Here is a 17,940-nt window from a genome sequence, read left to right as displayed (position 1 = left end):
GCTCAATAGCCTCCTTTCGACAGGCGCAGCACGCGCGGATCGATCCGCACTGTTGATCGCGACACCGCATCGATGCTGAGCTGGAAGGACAGGATTTTCGGCCGATACAGCAGGCATACCATCGCGCCGCTGCGGCAATCGGGGTCATCCTCGGCGATCGTCAGCACGGGCTGGCCGCGGGCGCCGGCGACCATCCGTTGCATCGGCGTTACGGCGAGGCTGCCAAGATAGAGCGCGTCGCATTGTTCCGGCGGACCATCCTGCTGTCCATCCAGCGTCGACAATTGCAGTGCCGCACCATTGGACAGGTGGATGTCGGACAAGCGGCCAGCATGGCGCGCCTGTCCCACGACGCAAAGGCGGACAATGGGACGCGGAGCAGGCCAGCGCGTATATTCGAGGATCGCGCCCACCATCCGGGACGTACCGACCGCCAGCGAATCCGAACCGGGGCCGAGCGGCAGCATGGCAGGCTGAACCAGCGGCCCTGCCGGAGCCGCTACGGGCATTGCCATCAGCAACCAGAATAAAAACCAACGCAAGACCGACGCCGCTTCCCTCGCCCCAAGGCATCGGGCCGTTATAATTAACCGTCCGTAAAATACAGCAGAAATCGTTACGCAGGCATCGCTTTCGTCCCGCCCGCTGTCTTTTGCGGCTGACCGGTCGGCCGGGAAAGGCTAGAAAGGGCGGATGGACAGTCCCTGCCGCAACCTTTGCGCGCTCGACCGGGAGGGCGAATATTGCACGGGGTGCGGCCGGACGATCGGCGAGATCGTCCATTGGCGTGAACTGACCGATGCCGTGCGCGCCACCGTCATAGCGCGGGTGCGCGACTTCCAGCCTTCGCCGCGCTCGTCTCCTTTTCCGCCGCCTGCGCGTCGAATGCCGCCTTGAGCTTCAGCGCCGCCTCACGCATGTCCGACCCGTGCGGCGAATAGGCGATGGGATCGAGCAGGACCGACGCCATCCTATATTCCCCCTTTGCCGCCATCGCATGGGACAGGTTGAAGCGATAGTCGGGGCTTTGCGGCAACAGGGTAAAGGCCTTGTAGAGGCCGTCATAGCCAAGATCGGGCATCTTGCCGCCACGCATGGCATGATAGCGGTAGAAGAGCGCCAGCGGCACCGGGTCTTCGGTATCGGCACGGTTGGCGCGGACGATGGAGGTGAGCGCCGCCTTCCAGTCTGCGTCGCTGTCGCTGTCCTGCGCCTTTTCCAGCAACGCCTCGGCCCGCACCGCATAGGCGCGGGAGGATTTCGGGTCGATCGCGATCGCCCGGTCGGCATCGGCCAGCGCGGCATCCTTCTGCTCGGCAGCCCATTCGGCCTCGGCAAGCAGGGCAAGGGCGTGGGCGCTGGCGGGATATTGGGCGGCGATGCGGCGGATCGCGGTCGCGATGCCGGGCAGTTCCTCGGTTTTGGGATGGTTGATCAACCGCAGTTCGTCCTCGATCAGCGCGCCCTGCGCCGGATCGACCGGGCTGACGATGATCGCGTCGATCTTTAACTCCTTGGGCGTCAGCACCGAGGCCGTCAGGCGGTGACGCAAATAGATTTTGAGATCCTTTTCCAGTCCGGCGAGGCCACCCGCAAAATAGCTGTCGGGCTGGATATCCTTCACGCCATTGGCCACGTCCTTCAGATAGCGGGCGATTTCCGTGCGGCGATCGGGCTTGTACTGGAAATAATGGGTCAACAGCCAGGCGGTGCCATAATAGCGGTCGCCGTCGCGCAGGCTGAGGCCGTCCGTGTCGCGCGCAAAGAGATTTTTCACCGGATAGGGCGACCCCAGCACCAGTCCCGGCGCGCGGGCCATGGGCACATGGCCGAACTCGATCGACCCATCCTTCGGGAATTTCACCACCGAGAAGAATTCGGCAAATCCCTCCACATACCAGGCGGGATAGGCTGCCGGGAAATGATGCAGCATGAAATGATGGGTATATTCGTGGAAAAGGATTTCCTCCGCCCCGAAATCGAACTGGCTGGCCTTGGCCTCGCGCGACAGGACGGCAAAGGCGGTCCTGTCCGACGTGGTGTAGAAGCCCGCGACATTGGGATTGCGGGCAAGCGCCTTCACCTTGGATTCGCTCGACAGGAGATAGACCTTGACCGGACTGCCGCGCTCCGGGTCGGTGACATGGGTCACGACGCGCAGCAGATAGTCGAACTTCTCCAGCCGCTCGGCGAAGCTGCGCAGTTTCGCGTCATTGCCTTCGCTATAGACGGTGAAATGGCGCGTCTGCGCCTGATACCAGGCCGCCTGCGCCGTTCCCATGCTCATGCCCATGCCCGTGACAGCCAGACCCAGCCCGGCCAGCGCCTTCATCCAGAATCGCATCTTGTCCCCCATAGACCCCGGACCGTTCTGACCGAGCCGGGAACGGAAGAAAAGAGGCTATCTTCCCGCTACTTGCCAGCTACTTGGGCGCCTTCGCGGGCGAGCAGCGCCTGCTTGCGGTCCAGCCCCCAGGCATAGCCGCCCATGCTGCCGTCGCTGCGCACGACGCGGTGGCAGGGAATGAGTATGGCGAGGTTATTGTCGCCACAAGCCGTGCCCGCCGCCCGCACCGCGCCGGGGCGACCGATCGCGGCGGCGATATCGCCATAGCTGCGCGTCTCGCCGGGCGGGATGGCGCGCAAGGCAGCCCAGATCGCCTGCTGGAACTCCGTCCCGCGCACGTCGATGGGCAGGTCCGCGCCAGCGGCGGGATCGTCGACCAGCGCCGCGACCCGCTGCGCCATCGCGTCGAGCGCCGGATCGGCCGGGCGGATATCCGCATGAGGGAAACGACCGCGCAATTCCGCCTCGCCCTCGCCAAAGCTGATGCGGCACAGCCCCCTGTCCGTCGCCGCCACCAGCACCGGGCCAAGGCTGCTGTCGATGATGCGCCAGCGGATCGTCGCACCGCGCCCGCCATCCTTCCATGCCGTGGGGGTCATGCCCAGATGCTTTTCCGCATCGGCATAGGCGCGGCTGGGCGCATTATAGCCCGCCTCGTAAATCGCCTCCGTCACGCTGCCGCCCTGGTCCAGCGCGGCCTTCAGCCTTTCGGTGCGAAGACCGCGTACATAGGCGGCGGGGGTCAGGCCGGTCTCACGCTTGAACAGGCGATGGAAATGATGCGGGGCATAGCCGACATGATCGGCGATCTCGTCCAGCCGGGGCGCCTCCTCTGCTGCCTCGATCAGGGCGATGGCCTTCCCGACCGCCAGCCGATCGCGCCCGATCTCGTCCGGGCGGCAGCGAAGGCAAGCACGATACCCCGCCGCCCGCGCCGCCGCCGGATCGGGCAGGAAGGACATATTCTCCCGCTTCGGGTGGCGCGCGGCGCAGCTGGGCTTGCAATAGATGCCGGTGGTGGCGACGCAGCCGACGAAGCGCCCGTCCATCGCCCGGTCGCGCCGCAGAAAAGCGTCCCAGCACGCATCGGCATCGGGCATCGCGGGGGGCATCGCAGGGGTCTGGGCCGGCGTTACGGTCGAAAGGCGAGTCATCTGGTTCATGATCATATGGGATAGATGACGGCCGCCCGCCATGCTTCCCGCGCCTTGCCCTCAAAGCATTTTGGCTTTTCCCGATTGCGCCGCGCCAGCCATTGCATATGAATGCGCCACGATGGTCCCCTTCCTCCGCCGCTTCGCCCCTATCCTTGGCTTCACCCTGGCGCTGATCGCGCCCGCATCGCTGCATGCCGAACAACAGGATATCGCCGCTGCGGCGCGCGGCGTGGTGCGCGTCGCGCTGGTCGCGACCGACGGGTCTGACGCCTATTTCGTCGGCCATGGCAGCGGCTTTGCCGTCGCGCCGGACAAGGTGCTGACCAACGCCCATGTCGTCGAACTGGCGCGTGAGGAAAAGAATCTCGTCATCGGCGTGATCCCGTCCGAAGGGACCAAGACCTATGGCGGGCGAATCATCGCCTATTCGCCGGGCAACGACCTCGCCCTCATCCAGCTGGAAGAAGGCCGCCTGCCGGTCAGCACCTTTTACGCCGGCGCCGTCACCGACGGGCAGCATGTAACCGCGATCGGCTATCCCGGCACGGTCGACCGGGCACAGGGGCTGGGCCTCAAGCAGCTGGTCGAGCCGCTGGCGACGGTGAAGACCAGCGGCAACATCTCCTCCGGGCGGGCGAGCCAGAGCTTCGACACGATTCTCCACACCGCACCGCTCGCCGCAGGCAATAGCGGCGGCCCGCTGGTCGACGATTGCGGCCGGGTGCTGGGCGTGAACAGCTTCGGCTCCGTGTCGGACGGCAATGACGCCGAGTTCGGTTTCGCCGTGTCCTGGCGCGAGGTCGCCTCCTTCCTGCGACAGGCGGGCGTGTCCTCGCTCCACACCGTGGTCGGATGCCGTTCCATGGCGGAGGCCGACGCCGCCGACGCCGCCCTCACCCAGCGCGAGGCGCAGGCTAGCGAGCAGAAGACCCGCGCCAGCGCCGATGCGCGCGAACAGGCGCTGACCAAGGCGCGCGACGATGCCGAGCGCGACGTCATCACCGCCCGCGAAAATGCGATGGCGGGCGCGGCGGTCTTCCTGGCGCTCGCGGTGCTGGGCCTGGGCGCTGGCGGCCTGTTCTACACCCAAGGCAAGGAGAAGAAGGCGACCTGGTTCCTGGCGAGCGGCGGCGTGCTGCTGTTCCTGGCGCTCGGCCTCTTCTTCCTGAAACCCAGCTTTTCCAGCATCGACGAGCGGATCAAGCTGCCCGACGACAAGGGCGTGACCGCTAATGGCGCCTTCGCCTGGACCGGCGACAATGTCTGCAAGGTCGATATCAACCGCAGCCGCCTCACCGTGTCGCAGCCAAATGACGTCGGCTTCAACTGGTCGGAGGGCGGCTGCGTCAATGGCGACAGCCAATATGTGTCGGTCGGCACCCAGTGGCAGCGCCCCACCGTCCCCGACGACGCCAATTATGTATCGACAAGCCAGTTCGACCCGGCGACCGGCACGCTGCGCGTCCAGCGTTGGCTGCCCGACATCGACACCATGGACAAGGCGCGTGCCCTCCTGAAGGATAAGCCGGTCAGGGGCTGCGGCAGCGAATCCGACCTGCTGGCGCGGATCGCGACGCTCCAGAGCGACATGACAGCGTTGCTTCCGGCCCAGCCAAATGAACGGATCATCTATCATTGCCAGAAGGGTCGGCTTGCCCCGGCCGATCCTGCCGAATAACCGATTCGTCGCAGCGTAAATACTCAGGCAAATAGCCGCGATTTCACACTATCGATGGAATCGCGTCACATGACTTGCATAGTCATAATCGCGCTGCTAACCGGCCCGACATCAGGGGCTCGGGACGGCATCAAACCGCGCCCCTCTTTTTTGCATGATCTGCAAATCAAGTGGAGGACGGTAAGCGCGTGGAGACTAGCGGCGGTATTCAGGCCAGCCTCAGCGGCCGCTATGCGGTGGCGCTGTTCGATCTGGCGCGCGATGCAAATTCGCTCGACACGGTGGCGGACAGCCTCCGCGCCCTCAAGGCGGCAGTGGCCGAATCGGTCGATTTCAAAGGGCTGATCAACAGCCCCGTGCTGAGCCGCGACGCAGCAGGCAAGACGATTGCCGCCGTCGCATCCTCCATGGGGATCGATGCGCTGACGGCGAAATTTTTGGGCGTGCTCGCCCAGAACCGTCGTCTGGCCCAGCTTCCTGCGGTTATCCGCGCCTATGAAACGCTGCTGTCGAATCATAAGGGCGAGGCCCGCGCCGAAGTGACGAGCGCCCACCCGCTCAGCAAGCCCCAGATCACCGCTCTGCAAAAGAGCCTGAAGGCCCGTGTCGGTCGCGAAGTCGCGGTCGATGCCAAGGTCGACCCCGCGATCCTGGGCGGGCTGGTCGTCAAGATCGGCAGCCAGATGATCGATTCCTCTATCCGCACCCGTTTGAACACGCTCGCCCACGCGATGAAAGGCTGAAAGGCTGAACATGGATATCAACGCCGCAGAAATTTCGAAGGTCATCAAGGACCAGATCGCCAATTTCGGCACCGAAGCGCAGGTGAGCGAAGTCGGTTCCGTGCTGACCGTGGGTGACGGCATCGCCCGCGTCCATGGCCTCGACAACGTCCAGGCGGGCGAAATGGTCGAGTTCGCCAATGGCGTGCAGGGCATGGCGCTCAACCTCGAAGCCGACAATGTCGGCGTCGTGATCTTCGGCTCGGACGCCGAGATCAAGGAAGGCGATGTCGTCAAGCGCACCGGCACCATCGTCGACGTTCCCGTCGGCAAGGGTCTGCTGGGTCGCGTCGTGGACGGCCTTGGCAACCCGATCGACGGCAAAGGCCCGATCCAGTATACCGAGCGCAAGCGCGTCGAAGTCAAGGCGCCGGGCATCATCCCCCGCAAGTCGGTGCATGAACCCGTGCAGACCGGCCTCAAGGCGATCGACGCCCTCGTGCCCGTCGGCCGCGGCCAGCGCGAACTGATCATCGGCGACCGCCAGACCGGCAAGACCGCCGTCGCGATCGACACCTTCATCAACCAGAAGGGCATCAACGCGGGCGATGACGAGAGCAAGAAGCTCTACTGCATCTACGTCGCCGTCGGCCAGAAGCGCTCGACCGTCGCGCAGATCGTCAAGCAGCTCGAAGAAAATGGCGCGATGGAATATTCGATCGTGGTCGCCGCGACCGCTTCGGAGCCGGCTCCGCTTCAGTATCTGGCGCCCTATACCGGCGTCACCATGGGCGAATTCTTCCGCGACAACGGCATGCACGCCGTGATCGTCTATGACGACCTTTCCAAGCAGGCCGTCGCCTATCGCCAGATGTCGCTGCTGCTGCGTCGTCCTCCGGGCCGCGAAGCCTATCCGGGCGACGTCTTCTACCTGCATAGCCGCCTGCTGGAGCGTGCGGCCAAGATGAACGACGCCAACGGCAATGGCTCGCTGACCGCGCTGCCGATCATCGAAACGCAGGCGGGCGACGTTTCGGCGTACATCCCGACCAACGTGATCTCGATCACCGACGGCCAGATCTTCCTCGAAACCAACCTCTTCTACCAGGGCATCCGTCCGGCCATCAACGTCGGCCTGTCGGTGTCGCGCGTCGGTTCCGCCGCGCAGACCAAGGCGATGAAGAAGGTGTCCGGCTCGATCAAGCTGGAGCTGGCTCAGTATCGCGAAATGGCGGCCTTCGCCCAGTTCGGTTCGGACCTCGACGCGTCGACCCAGAAGCTGCTGAACCGTGGCGCGCGCCTGACCGAACTGCTGAAGCAGGCACAGTTCTCGCCCCTGCCCTTCGAAGAGCAGACCGCGTCGATCTTCGCCGGCACCAACGGCTATCTCGACAAGGTCGCGGTCAAGGACGTGACCCGTTATGAAGAGCTGATGCTCGCCTATCTGCGTCACGACCATGCCGACGTGCTGACCGCCATCCGCGACAGCAAGGATCTGGGCGACGATGCGAAGAGCAAGCTGAAGGCTGCGCTGGACTCGTTCGGCAAGACTTTCGCGTAAACAGGACGTGCTGACCGCCCATTCCCTTCTTGCCTGGACCGTGATGTCGATCGGTCTGGTGCTGCTGCCGGGACCGGACACCATGTTGGTGGCCGGTCACGCAGCGCGCCGCGGGCTGAGGGCGGGGATGGCGGCGATTGGCGGCATCCAGCTGGGCGGCCTGTTCTACATGCTGCTGTGCGGCTTCGGCTTCCTCAGCGTGCTGAACGCGGTGCCGGGGCTGTTCATGGCGGTGAAGATCGCAGGCGCGCTCTATCTGGCATGGATGGGCCTTGGCCTGCTGCGCGGCGCTATCAAGCCCGCACCGGCATCGACTGAGGCGAAGGTCCGCATCGGCGGATCGCCCTTCACGCAGGGGTTCATCAGCACCGTGCTGAACCCGAAGGTCGCAATCTTCTTCCTCGCCGCGTTGCCGCAGTTCGTCGGCACCGGCCCAGACGCGCCGTGGCAGGGCATGTTGCTGATCGCGATCGTCTATGTGCTGGGCTTCGTCTGGTGCGCGCTGCTGGCGGCGCTTGCCACAAAGGCCGGACGCAGGGTCGGTCAAAGCAGCGCGATGCGCTGGTTCGAAGGCGCCATGGGCGTCGGTTTCTTTGGTCTCGCGGGCCGTCTGGCCCTTGCTCGGAATGTCTGAATTATGCCCAGCTTGAAAGAACTGAAGATCCGCCGCGACTCAGTGAAGTCGACGCAAAAGATCACCAAGGCGAAGCAGATGGTCGCCGCCGCGAAGCTGCGCAAGGCGCAGGCCGCTGCGGAAGCCGCTCGCCCCTATAGCAGCCGTCTGGAAGCGGTCGTCGCCTCGCTGGCATCGAAGATTGCGGGCGGTTCGGGCGAAGGCGCCTCCCCGCTGCTGGCCGGCACTGGCAAGGACGAGGTCCATCTGCTGGTCGTCGCCAACTCCGATCGTGGCCTGGCCGGCGCGTTTAACGCCAACATCGTCAAGGCCGCGATCCTCAAGGCGCGCGAGCTGGAAGAAGCAGGCAAGAAGGTCATCTTCTACCTGATCGGCCGCAAGGGTCGTCCGGTCATCAACCGCACCTTCCCCGGCCAGATCGTCGCCAATTACGACACCACCGGCACCAAGGAACCGGGCTTCGCCCAGGCACAGGCCGTGGCGCACGAACTGACCGACATGTATCTGAACGGCAAGTTCGACGTCGCTCACCTCTTCTACTCGCGCTTCAAGTCGGCTCTTGCCCAGATCCCGACCGAACAGCAGATCATCCCCGTGAAGATCCCGGCCGACGCCGACCGCAACGCGATCGCCGCGACGGTGGAATATGAACCGAGCGAGGAAGCCATTCTGGACGACCTGCTGCCGCGCAACGTGACGGTGCAGATTTTCAAGGCGCTGCTGGAAAACAACGCGTCCGAACAGGGCGCATCGATGACCGCCATGGACAATGCGACCCGCAATGCTGGCGACCTCATCAACAAGCTGAACATTCAGTATAACCGTGGCCGCCAGGCCGCGATCACCACCGAACTCGTCGAAATCATTTCGGGCGCCGAAGCCCTTTAAGTGCAGGCAAGGACATAAGTCATGGCAACCACCAACAATGTAGGCCGCATTTCGCAGGTCATCGGCGCCGTCGTCGACGTGACCTTCCCCGATGCGCTCCCGTCGATCCTTTCGGCGCTGGAAACCAGCAATAATGGCCAGCGCCTGGTGCTGGAAGTCGCCCAACATCTGGGTGAAAACACCGTCCGCACCATCGCGATGGACTCGACCGAGGGTCTGACCCGCGGTCAGGAAGTCACCGACACCGGCGCGCAGATCAGCGTGCCCGTCGGCCCGGCCACGCTCGGCCGCATCCTGAACGTCGTCGGCGAGCCGATCGACGAGCGCGGACCGGTTCTGACCGAACTCAAGTCGCCCATCCACGCCAAGGCCCCGGAATTCGTCGACCAGTCGACCGAAAGCTCGATCCTGGTTACGGGCATCAAGGTCATCGACCTTCTGGCCCCCTACGCCAAGGGCGGCAAGATCGGCCTGTTTGGCGGCGCCGGCGTCGGCAAGACCGTTCTCATCCAGGAACTGATCAACAACATCGCCAAGGGCCATGGCGGCACCTCGGTCTTCGCGGGCGTCGGTGAACGTACCCGCGAGGGCAACGACCTCTATCACGAATTCCTCGACGCCGGCGTTATCGCCAAGGACGCCGACGGCAATGCGATCAGCGAAGGCTCCAAGGTTGCGCTGGTCTATGGCCAGATGAACGAGCCGCCGGGCGCCCGTGCGCGCGTCGCCCTGTCGGGTCTGACCATCGCCGAATATTTCCGCGACGTCGAAAATCAGGACGTGCTGTTCTTCGTCGACAACATCTTCCGCTTCACCCAGGCGGGCGCTGAAGTGTCGGCGCTGCTCGGCCGTATTCCTTCAGCGGTGGGCTATCAGCCGACCCTGTCGACCGACATGGGCGCGCTGCAGGAACGCATCACCTCGACCAACAAGGGGTCGATCACCTCGGTTCAGGCCGTGTACGTTCCCGCGGACGATCTTACCGACCCGGCGCCGGCGACCAGCTTCGCGCACTTGGACGCGACGACCGTTCTCAACCGCGCCATTTCGGAACTGGGCATCTATCCGGCGGTCGACCCGCTGGATTCGACCAGCCGCGTTCTGGAACCGCGCACCGTGGGTCAGGAACATTACGACACCGCCCGCGCCGTCCAGTCGATCCTGCAGAAGTACAAGTCGCTGCAGGACATCATCGCCATTCTGGGCATGGACGAGCTGTCGGAAGAGGATAAGGTCACGGTCGCCCGCGCCCGCAAGATCCAGAAGTTCCTGTCGCAGCCCTTCCACGTCGCGGAAGTCTTCACCGGCATCTCGGGCAAGTTCGTCCAGATCGAAGACACGGTGAAGTCGTTCAAGGCCGTGGTCGAAGGCGAATATGACCATCTGCCCGAAAACGCCTTCTACATGGTCGGCGGCATCGACGAAGCCGTCGCGAAGGCAAAGAAGCTGGCTGCTGAGGCGGCGTAAGCTGAACCTGTTCCCCTCCCGCTTGCGGGAGGGGCTAGGGGAGGGCGTGTAACCACAGCTCTCCGCAGACATCCCCTCCCCCGACCCCTCCCTAAAGGGAGGGGGGAGATAGAGAAAAATGGCACTGCATTTCGAACTCGTGACCCCGGAAAAGCTCTTCCGCTCGGAGGAAGTCTATCAGGTGGTCGTCCCCGGCACCGACGGCGACTTCGGCGTGCTGGAAGGCCATGCGCCCTTCATGTCGACCATCCGCGACGGCGCGATCCAGATCTTCGCAACGGCCGGCGCCGCACCGGAAATCATTCCGGTCGAGGGCGGCTTTGCCGAAGTGAATGAAAAGGGTCTGACGGTATTGGCCGAAAAGGCGGGCTGACACAGCGCGACTTTCAGGTCCGGTTATCGAAGGGGCGGCTTGCAACGGCAAGTCGCCCCTTTTCGATTCCGCGCCTACATGCATGACCTCCAGAACAGAGCGCCCGGCCGCCCTTGCCATCGTGGTTAGCAGAAAGTTAAACTTCGTCGCTTAGGCCGCTCGTTGCGAGGGAGGCCTTATGACATATCTGCTTCAGGATCTGACGGGCTTCGCCCTCGGCACCCTGATCGCCCCGTTCATCTTCTACCTGCCCGGCGCGGGCCTGCTGCGGCTGATCATGCCCCGCTGCGCTGCCATCTCATTCTGGCAGAGGGCGGGATGGGCGAGCTTGTTGGCAATCGCCATCCTCCCCGCCGTCAACGCCCTTGTCATCCGATTCGCCGGCATCCCTGCGGCAATGGCCGTCGCCGTCCTGCTGGCCGCTTATGGCGTGCCGTTCCTTCGCCCGCACGCGCCGCGCTGGCGGAGGTTGATCCTTGCTCTCGCCATAGCGCTCCTCTGGTGGCTCATCTGCGCCTGGAGCTATGCCGATTATGACCAGGGCGGCCGCCTCTATCAAAGCCTGATCGCCTATGACATGGTCAAGCATGCGGCCGTAGCGGAGCAGATCGCGCGGCACGACATCCCCTTCCCCGACCCCTTCTTCGCTCGGGGCGGCATCGCCGGCTATTATCATTATTTCTATATCTGGCCCGCCATGGTGCGCTGGATCGGCGGCACGCACGTCAGTGCGCCGATGGCCGTCGCAGCGACTGCCTTCTGGACCGGCATTGCCGTGCCGGCCCTGCTCTGGCGGATCGCGGCTGAAGCGAAATTCATCGATCCGGGTCGCGAACGGCGCGTCGCGCTGCTGGCGATTCTGTTCTGCTTCGTCGCCGGCGCGGATCTGCTGTTCATGCTGTTTCGCTTCCTCGGCAGCGGCACGGTGAAGCCGATGGTGGACCAGTGGAATGAGGAGGTCCGCTTCCTTGCCACCTCCACCCTGTGGGTGCCGCATCATGTCACCGCGCTGGTCGCCGGATGGACCGGAATGCTGCTGGCCGTGCGCGCGGGCGAAAGCGAAGAGGCTCATCGCAACCGGCTGGTGGCCGGGGCCGGAATAGCCTTCGCGACCATGTTCGGCGCTTCGTTATGGGTTGCATTCACCCTCGCGCCGGTACTCGTCATCTGGGCGCTCACCGCCCTGTCCAGGCGGGATGGCCGCCTATGTGCCGCCGGGCTGATCGCCGTCCTCGCCATCCTGCCACAATTGGTCGACCTGCTGCGCGGCCGAATGGCAGGCGAAGTGCCTGTCGGCCTCGAAGTGCGGTATTTCTCCGTGATCGCCTATGGGGAAGCGTGGCCGCAGCAGTTGATGCGCGCCGTCCTTCTCCCCCTGAATTACGGCATGGAGTTCGGCGTCTTTGCATTGGGCGCCGGCTATTTCTGGCTGTCCCAAGGCAAGGGCTGGAGGGACGACCAGCCGGTCCGGCGGCTCCTGCTGCTGACGACCATCATTTCCCTGATAATGGCCAGCTTCGTTCGATCAACCATCATCAACAATGATCTGGGCTGGCGCTCGATCCTGTTCGCCCAACTCGCGGCGATGATCTGGACGATCGCCGTCGCGCAGAGGCTGCCCTCACTGCGTGCGCTTTCCCCGCCGATGATCCTGCTGCTCGTCCTGGGGCTGCTCGCGACCATATGGGATATTGCGGGCCTGCGCGTCATCCGCCCGCCGCTTTTCCCCACGCCCCTGCTGAAGCAGAATGCCCATCCTGAATGGGATCATGCCATGCGCGGCGCCTATAGCTGGGCCGACGCCCATCTGCCCCCGGATGCCGTCCTCCAGCATAATCCGGGCCTGGACTACCGCGCGCTCGATTTCGGCCTGTACGGACGTCATTGGCCGGCGGTAGCGGATGAAGAAGCCATGCTGTTCGGCGCCAGCAAATCGCTGGTGAACCAACGCATGGCCGTGCTTGCCCCGGTTTTCACTGGCCCATCGAGCCGAGCCGATCTTTACAAGAGCGCGCGCGCCGCCGGGGTCGACTATTTTCTCTTCACCCGGCGCGATCCGGTCTGGAGCAGAGCCGGCGGTCCGCCGCCCGCCATCCGCTGCGTCTATCGCACTTCCGCAATATGTATCGGCACGCCGAGGCAGGACATACAGCCATGACCCTTCGCCAGATCAGCCTTCTTGCAGCAATCTATGCCGGCGCGGTCCTGCTGGGCTTCGCGCTCTACCTGGCCCTGATCCGCAGCCCCCTGTTGGGCGGCATGGCGATCCTTTTCTACCGGGGCGTCGCGCTGGCCGCCATCGCAGCCGGAATGATGCTGGTGGCCGCCATCCTTCTCGCCCGCCGCCACGCGCTGGACGGGCCAACAATCATCGGCGCCGTCGCCCTGTCGTTGGCGTTCAACATCAGCTTCCTGATCGTGTTTCCCGTCACGTTCGACCGGTCCATCACCATGTTTCTGCTTGCTCGGATCGAGCGGCAGGATGGGGAACTGGACGCGCGCGCACTGGAGCAGGTCTATGTGCGCGAATATCTGGGCGAGATGCGGCAGATCGACCGGCGCATCGCGGAACAGGGGCTGTCAGGCAATATCCGGGTCGAACGGGGCCACATCCATATCACGCCGCAGGGCCGTCGGCTGCTGGACGGCGGGCGCATGATCGGCGGCTGGTTCGGCGCCGATCCGCGCTTCGTAACGGCGCGGGCGCCGACCGCCGAGGCCCATTAGCCTTTTATCAAAGTTTCCAACCTATTCACCTTCACCATAGAGGGCCGGCCCTTTCGGGTTCGCAGGGCCGGCCAGAAAATTACGGCGGAGACATATGAGCGCCTTTGGACGGAAGAATGGACCTGCCGGGATCAAGCCCGGCTTTGGCGTGGCCCGCCCAATGCAGGGTGGCGCGGCAGCGCGCGAGGAAGCCCCCCGCGGGGGCGACCAGTTCCCCCCGCTCGATATAGCGTCGCTGCCCGCCGAGGCGCCTTTCGACCCGCTGTCGGCGCCTACCAGCCAGATGCAGCGCAATGCCGACGCCATGTCGCGCCTGTCCGAACGCGCCAATGCCGAACATGTGCCCGACGCCGGGCCGCAGGGTTTCGAGGCCAGCGTCCACAAGATCAAGGAGCAGGTGCTCCCCCGCCTGCTGGAGCGTGTCGATCCTGAAGCCGCCGCGACGCTGACCAAGGATGAACTGGCCGAGGAATTCCGCCCGATCATCATGGAAGTGCTGGCGGAGTTGAAGCTGACGCTCAACCGGCGCGAACAATTCGCGCTGGAAAAGGTGCTGGTCGACGAACTGCTGGGCCTCGGCCCGCTGGAAGAGTTGCTGTCCGACCCGGACGTGACCGACATCATGGTCAACGGCCCGGACCAGACCTATATCGAAAAGAAGGGCAAGCTTCAGATCGCGCCGATCAAGTTCCGCGATGAGGAGCATCTGTTCCAGATCGCCCAGCGTATCGTGAACAAGGTCGGCCGCCGCGTCGACCAGACCACGCCGCTGGCCGACGCCCGCCTGCCCGACGGCTCCCGCGTCAACGTGATCGTGCCGCCACTCTCGCTGCGCGGCACGGCCATTTCGATCCGTAAATTTTCCGCCAAGCCGATCACCATCGACATGCTCGCCGGATGGGGTGCTATGTCGCCCAAAATGGCGACGGCGCTGAAGATTGCGGGCGCGTGCCGGTTCAACATCGTCATTTCGGGCGGTACGGGTTCGGGCAAGACGACGATGCTCAACGCCCTGTCGAAGATGATCGATCCGGGCGAGCGCGTGTTGACCATCGAGGACGCGGCCGAACTCCGCCTTCAGCAGCCACACTGGCTGCCGCTGGAAACCCGCCCGCCGAACCTGGAAGGGCAAGGCGCGATCACCATCGGCGACCTTGTGAAGAACGCCCTGCGTATGCGTCCCGACCGCATCATCCTGGGCGAAATTCGTGGCGCGGAATGTTTCGACCTGCTCGCCGCGATGAACACGGGCCATGACGGCTCCATGTGTACGCTCCACTCCAACAGCCCACGCGAATGCCTGGGCCGTATGGAGAATATGATCCTGATGGGCGACATCAAGATCCCTAAGGAAGCCATTTCCAAGCAGATCGCCGATTCGGTCGACCTGATCGTGCAGGTGAAGCGCCTGCGCGACGGCTCGCGCCGCGTCACCAACGTGACCGAGGTGATCGGCATGGAAGGCGACGTCATCGTCACCCAGGAACTGTTCAAGTTCGAATATCATGACGAGGATGAAAGCGGGAAGATCGTCGGCGAATATCGCTCCATGGGCCTGCGTCCCTACACGCTCGACAAGGCGCGCATGTTCGGGTTCGACCAGCCGTTTCTGGAGGCCTGCCTCTAAGGGAATAAAGGACTGCCTCCCTGCGTAAGTGCATGAGTTGCAACGATGCAGGGAGTCATCAGTGTTTCGACGAACCATACGCCATCCCGTCCGCCACGGGGTGGCGTTGCTTTTTATCGGCCTCTGGTCGCCCGCTAAAGCCGAAACCGACTACCCCCATGTTCCCGAACCCATGGTCTTCGACATGATGCGGCCGCTGGGTGCGAAGCGGGGCGAGATGGAGGCCAACATCCTCGCCACGACGCCCCTGTCCGGCCCCGACGATACGATCCAGTGGGCTCCCGAAGTCGAATATGCGCTGACCGACGGCTTTGCGATCGAGGGCGAGCTGCCCTTCGAGGACGGGAAGCTGGTCGAACTGAAGCTGGGCCTTCAGGCCGCGTTCGGCACGTTCGACGGCGGCCGCAGCGCCCATGGCGTGCAATATCTGGGCATCTACGATCGCGAAGCCGGCCAGTATCGCAGCAGCTTCGCCTACATGCTGGCCCACCGCTACAATGACCGCTGGAGCAGCGTGTCGATGGCAGGCCTGGGCGATGTCTCCCTTTCGGGCGGACATGGGCGCAATGCCGCCATCGTCAACCATTCGATCTTCTACGACAGTGTGGACGGGCAGGTGCTGGGCCTGGAGCTTAATTATCGCGGCGGATCGGAGGGCTATGTCCTCGCCATGCCGCAGATCCACCAGCGACTGGCGGCCAAGGTCAATGTCCAGGCCGGCCTGGGGGCCGAACGGCCGCATGGCGGGGTGTTCCGACCCAACGCCGGGATAAGAGTGATCCGCGAATTCTAGGGCAGCTTCCGATCCGATTGCGTCGGTTCGGAAGCGGCTCCAGGCCTTTATTCACCGCGTTTTCCGAGCCGGCAGGTGATCGCACCTGCCTGAAAAACACTCTAATCGCTTGTCAGGCAGGTGGGGAGCAGGCACATCTTCGCGCACGATCATCACGACAAGAGGATTGCCCGATGCGCCTTCCCCTCCTGCTTGCCGCCGCCGCCCTGCTGCCCCTTGGCGCCGCTGTCGCCCAGCATGCCGGCCACCATCAGGCCGCCGACCCGATCGCGGCCGCGATTGCGGCCCCCAGCCGCACTGCCACCAACACTGCCCGCGACAAATATCGCCATCCGGCCGAAACCCTCGCCTTCTTCGGCGTCAAGCCCGGCCAGACGGTGGTAGAATATAGCCCGAGCGGCGGCTGGTACACGGAAATCCTGGCCCCGCTGCTGAGCGGCAAGGGCACATTCTATGCGCTGCAACCGACCGGCCGCTATCTGGACGGCTACAGGAATTTCCTCGCCGCCAAGCCCGAAGTCTATGGCAAGGTCAAGCTTGTGGCTTATCCCGAGGATACAGCCAGCATCCCGGCGAACAGCGTCGATACGGTGCTGACCTTCCGCAACGTCCATAACATGGTCATGGGCGGGACCGAGGGGGCGACCTTCAAGGCCTTCTTTGCCATGCTCAAGCCCGGCGGCACGCTGGGCGTTGTCGACCATCGCCTGCCCGAGGACCGCGACACCGCGCTGGAAAAGAGCAGCGGCTATCTGAAGGTCTCCACCATCCGCCGGATCGCGGAAGCCGCCGGCTTCGACTATGTCGGCGCGTCGGAAGTGAATGCCAACCCCAGGGACACGGCCGATTGGCCCAAGGGCGTCTGGACCCTGCCGCCGACGCTGAGCCAGAAGGATGTCGACAAGGACAAATATCTGGCCATCGGCGAGAGCGACCGGATGACGCTGAAATTCCGCAAGCCGGCGGCGTAAACGCCCCTTTGCCTTGCACATGGACGGAACGGGACTAAGGCGGGGGCGTGACTGCCGCCCGCCCCCACCGCCCGCTCTTTGCCATCGCGCTGCGCCTTACCGCCGTCATCTGCCTGTCGGTGATGTTCATTACCGTGAGGCTGGCGAGCGAGCATGGCGTGCATGTGGTCGAATCGCTTTTCTACCGGCAGGCGCTGGCGCTGCCGGTGGTTCTGGCATGGGTCGCGATGGCAGGCGGGCTGCAGACCATTCGCACCCGCCGCATCCGCATCCATGCCAGCCGCATGATGCTGGGCCTGACCGGAATGCTGCTCAATTTCCTGTCCTATATCCTGCTGCCGCCAGCCGAAGCCGCGACGATCGGCTTCACCATGCCGATATTCGGCACGATCCTGTCGGCACTGATTCTGCGCGAAGTGACGGGCGTGCATCGCTGGAGCGCGGTGCTGATCGGCTTTGTCGGCGTGCTGGTGATGATCCGTCCCGATGGCGGTCATTTCCCGGTGCAGGGCGTAGCGGTGGCGATCGCCGCCGCGCTCGTCACCGCCAGCGTCAGCCTGCTATTGCGGGAACTGGGGCGGACCGAAGCAGCGGGCGTTGTCGTTTTCTGGTTCACCGCCCTGTCGATGGTCCCGCTGGGAATCGCCATGCCCTTTTTCGCACAGGCGCATGATGCGACGACCTGGGGTCTGTTGCTGACGATCGGCCTGTTCGGCGGCATCGCGCAGCTATGCCTGACCGCCGCGCTGCGCTGGGGGCCGGTGTCGGTGGTGTTGCCGATGGATTATAGCGCGATCATCTGGACCACCTTGCTGGGCGTGGCGATCGGCGAGGATTGGCCGATGGCGACGACCTGGATCGGTGCGACCCTGATCATCGCCAGCGGCCTCTATATCGCCTGGCGCGAACATGTCCGCGCCAGGCGCCCGATCGTCAGACCAGAGCCTGTTCCATCAAATTGAGTCGGAGCAGGCACTTATTCCTTTTGTTTTCCG

17 protein-coding genes are annotated in these 17,940 nt (G+C 64.2%); 14 read left to right on the top strand and 3 right to left on the bottom strand.

From position 1 onward, the window contains the following. Nucleotides 1-2 precede the first annotated feature (2 nt). A complete protein-coding gene (locus tag DM806_RS03610; protein ID WP_179041872.1) occupies nt 3-515 on the bottom strand; it encodes a YfiR family protein in 513 nt (170 codons plus the stop codon). Nucleotides 516-693: 178 nt separating this feature from the next. Here DM806_RS03610 and DM806_RS03605 point away from each other — a divergent pair, with 178 nt between their 5' ends. Further along, on the top strand, nt 694-897 hold the full coding sequence (locus DM806_RS03605; protein ID WP_179041871.1) for a DUF1289 domain-containing protein: 204 nt from the start codon (nt 694-696) through the stop codon (nt 895-897). Here DM806_RS03605 and DM806_RS03600 read toward each other — a convergent pair. Then, nucleotides 818-2,344, bottom strand: a complete 1,527-nt coding sequence (locus DM806_RS03600) for a hypothetical protein (protein ID WP_256869083.1) — start codon at nt 2,342-2,344, stop codon at nt 818-820. The two genes, DM806_RS03605 and DM806_RS03600, sit on opposite strands and share 80 nt — an antisense overlap. Nucleotides 2,345-2,412: 68 nt before the next feature. Beyond that, nucleotides 2,413-3,510 (bottom strand): bifunctional DNA-binding transcriptional regulator/O6-methylguanine-DNA methyltransferase Ada, encoded by a 1,098-nt coding sequence (gene ada / locus DM806_RS03595; RefSeq protein WP_179041956.1) that lies wholly within the window; start codon nt 3,508-3,510, stop codon nt 2,413-2,415. Nucleotides 3,511-3,622: 112 nt separating this feature from the next. On the opposite strand from ada, the gene DM806_RS03590 reads away from it, so the two are divergent. The 13 genes from DM806_RS03590 to DM806_RS03530 all read left to right on the top strand — a co-directional run bounded on the left by DM806_RS03590 (nt 3,623) and on the right by DM806_RS03530 (nt 17,907). Continuing rightward, nucleotides 3,623-5,182, top strand: coding sequence for a S1C family serine protease (locus tag DM806_RS03590; protein ID WP_179041870.1), 1,560 nt, complete (start codon nt 3,623-3,625; stop codon nt 5,180-5,182). 188 nt (nt 5,183-5,370) lie between these two features. Then, complete coding sequence (locus DM806_RS03585; protein WP_179041869.1) at nt 5,371-5,925, top strand: F0F1 ATP synthase subunit delta; 555 nt, start codon at nt 5,371-5,373, stop codon at nt 5,923-5,925. A 10-nt stretch (nt 5,926-5,935) separates the two neighbouring features. Next, on the top strand, nt 5,936-7,465 hold the full coding sequence (gene atpA / locus DM806_RS03580; RefSeq protein WP_179041868.1) for a F0F1 ATP synthase subunit alpha: 1,530 nt from the start codon (nt 5,936-5,938) through the stop codon (nt 7,463-7,465). Between the two features lie 7 nt (nt 7,466-7,472). Continuing rightward, nucleotides 7,473-8,099, top strand: a complete 627-nt coding sequence (locus DM806_RS03575; protein ID WP_372859223.1) for a LysE family translocator — start codon at nt 7,473-7,475, stop codon at nt 8,097-8,099. A gap of 3 nt (nt 8,100-8,102) precedes the next feature. Next, nucleotides 8,103-8,987: a F0F1 ATP synthase subunit gamma gene (locus DM806_RS03570; protein WP_179041867.1), complete on the top strand. Its 885-nt coding sequence runs from the start codon at nt 8,103-8,105 to the stop codon at nt 8,985-8,987. A 21-nt stretch (nt 8,988-9,008) separates the two neighbouring features. Then, complete coding sequence (gene atpD, locus DM806_RS03565; protein ID WP_179041866.1) at nt 9,009-10,454, top strand: F0F1 ATP synthase subunit beta; 1,446 nt, start codon at nt 9,009-9,011, stop codon at nt 10,452-10,454. 118 nt (nt 10,455-10,572) lie between these two features. After that, entirely contained in the window at nt 10,573-10,827 is a 255-nt protein-coding gene (locus DM806_RS03560; protein ID WP_179041865.1) for an ATP synthase F1 subunit epsilon, read from the top strand. Nucleotides 10,828-11,005: 178 nt separating this feature from the next. Beyond that, complete coding sequence (locus DM806_RS03555; RefSeq protein WP_179041864.1) at nt 11,006-12,985, top strand: hypothetical protein; 1,980 nt, start codon at nt 11,006-11,008, stop codon at nt 12,983-12,985. Continuing rightward, complete coding sequence (locus DM806_RS03550) at nt 12,982-13,554, top strand: hypothetical protein (RefSeq protein ID WP_179041863.1); 573 nt, start codon at nt 12,982-12,984, stop codon at nt 13,552-13,554. The genes DM806_RS03555 and DM806_RS03550 overlap by 4 nt, the downstream gene beginning before the upstream one ends. 94 nt (nt 13,555-13,648) lie before the next feature. Beyond that, nucleotides 13,649-15,181 (top strand): CpaF family protein, encoded by a 1,533-nt coding sequence (locus DM806_RS03545; RefSeq protein WP_179041862.1) that lies wholly within the window; start codon nt 13,649-13,651, stop codon nt 15,179-15,181. A 61-nt stretch (nt 15,182-15,242) separates the two neighbouring features. Continuing rightward, complete coding sequence (locus tag DM806_RS03540) at nt 15,243-15,974, top strand: hypothetical protein (RefSeq protein WP_372859221.1); 732 nt, start codon at nt 15,243-15,245, stop codon at nt 15,972-15,974. Nucleotides 15,975-16,147: 173 nt separating this feature from the next. After that, complete coding sequence (locus tag DM806_RS03535) at nt 16,148-16,945, top strand: class I SAM-dependent methyltransferase (protein ID WP_179041861.1); 798 nt, start codon at nt 16,148-16,150, stop codon at nt 16,943-16,945. Between the two features lie 83 nt (nt 16,946-17,028). Next, nucleotides 17,029-17,907, top strand: coding sequence for a DMT family transporter (locus tag DM806_RS03530; RefSeq protein ID WP_372859238.1), 879 nt, complete (start codon nt 17,029-17,031; stop codon nt 17,905-17,907). The last annotated feature ends 33 nt before the right edge of the window (nt 17,908-17,940 follow it).

Origin of the sequence: Sphingobium lactosutens, from assembly GCF_013393185.1 — a bacterium.
Classification (GTDB): Bacteria; Pseudomonadota; Alphaproteobacteria; order Sphingomonadales; family Sphingomonadaceae; genus Sphingobium; species Sphingobium lactosutens_A.
This window is presented reverse-complemented; position numbering and strand designations above follow the sequence as displayed.